1 protein-coding gene and 1 pseudogene are annotated in these 1,840 nt (G+C 30.7%); both read right to left on the bottom strand.

The features are described from left to right. Positions 1–910, bottom strand: a pseudogene (locus CAN34_RS13195) (hypothetical protein); the annotation flags it as partial. Positions 911–1,130: 220 nt separating this feature from the next. Next, positions 1,131–1,840, bottom strand: a 710-nt coding sequence (locus CAN34_RS13200) for an AAA family ATPase (protein WP_217320632.1), incomplete at its 5' end; no start/stop codon positions are given.

The raw sequence follows: 1,840 nt of genomic DNA on the forward strand, positions 1-1,840 counted from the left end.
TCGCTAAATCAATTATAGTTAATTTCTGAAGACTAGCATGTCTGTTATTAATTATTTGTCCAGCTATCTCCATTGACTTAAAAACTCTATTTATGTCTGACAATATATCGTTTGACAACTTATCTTCTTCTAAAGTAACAGTATCTGCATCATCATCCTGAGCATCTAAGTATTCATTTTTTTTCTTTCTCTCTATACTGACTTCTCTCTGCTCCAGTACTAATTCAGGAATTTTTTGAATGAAATTTTGTATGAATTTCAACTGATCTCTAGAAAAACTGGCTTCTCCTATACGCTCAAAAAAAACTGTGAAGGGTATAGAAGCTCTATTTGTAAAAGGAGTTAAGGTTATTTTTCTAAAATCCTGATCTTTCCATAACTCTATCTTCGTGTAGCTCCCATTAAATTGATCTTTTAAGCATGCCTGTATTTTCTCTAGAATCCAGCTATTTTTTGTATGGTGAGTAACAAAGATTAAGATACTTGCAAAATCTTCCTTATGTAGATTTTTTAATAATTTTTCTGTAGCTTCTCTGACCTCTTTATCGTCTGTGTAGGATTCCGCAATTTTTTTAGCTACGAAGAAATAATATATATACGGGTACTTAAAGCTATATTCTATACCATCATTTACTAGAAGTGAGCATTCAATTAAACTTTCAAGTACTACAATTCTATCTGAAGATAAAAACTTTTCTTCATAATCAATAAAAAAAACATCAATATCATGATGATTTGGGTTTTTACTACTCTTAAATATCCACCATGCCAGCTCTGTTAATACATTTAAATGTTTATCATACTGCTCTTTATTTATATTTCCTGCTTCAAAATTAGTATAAATAAGTTGCTGATAACAATGCCCATAAGAAGTTAACTCTATATTTAACTTCTTATGGGCTTCAAACATTTGTAGTATCATCAATATATATATCGGTCTTGCAGGTACTATTTTTTTCTTTAAAATACTATCAACTCTATTCTTTACTATAGTTGATTCACTGTAAAACCGATACGAGTGCTACTGGAATAAATTTTTTGCAGCCTCTGTCACGCTTGCGAACAGCCAGCAAGAAAATTTTATAACAGTAGCACGTGGCTACCAACGTATCGATTTTATGTAGAACTGCCTATAAGTCAATTTGTCTATAATTTTCTTCCTCAGAAGAAATGGACTCTGGCTTACCTAATGATATCCACTTACCTATCAACTCCTCTCTTTTCTGATGACCCAACTCTAACAACCTTGGTTTTCTAAATTTATCAAAACAGGCTATATCGCTACTAATATAAGAATAGTTTGATTCACATAAGAAAACCATCCTTACGCTTTTTTCTCTTAAAAACTCAATAAACTTACCTATATTTTTAGGTTTTAAAGATATTTTTTCAAAATCATCAATTAGTATTATCTTTTTTTCAGCAGAGAAATATTCCGAAAGTGACAAGTTATCATACTGTAAACCTAGCCCTTCACTTAAAACTTTATCGAAATTATTATTTATTTTCTTAGCATCCAAGTAGATACATAACTCTTTCTTTTTAAGCATTTCAATGTAAAAGTATTTAAGTAAAGATGTTTTTCCTATCTGCTCATCGCCAAATATAATGAAGTCTTCATAATTAGCTAATACAGTATCTGAACTATGTATATCTATAAGTCTTTCAGTATTTTCATCGTACTCTTGGATATCAGGAGTGACATATATATCTTTAAGTTTTGCTTCGCCTACTAGCCGATGAGATAACTTAACTTCAGTATCATCAAGCCAAGACAAAAAACTGTCTTTAACCTTCACTTCAGAGTTGCTACTTATTGGAAGCTCAACTTTTAGCAATG

Source organism: Psychrobacter sp. DAB_AL32B, from assembly GCF_002224105.1.
In the GTDB taxonomy this organism is placed as follows: domain Bacteria; phylum Pseudomonadota; class Gammaproteobacteria; order Pseudomonadales; family Moraxellaceae; genus Psychrobacter.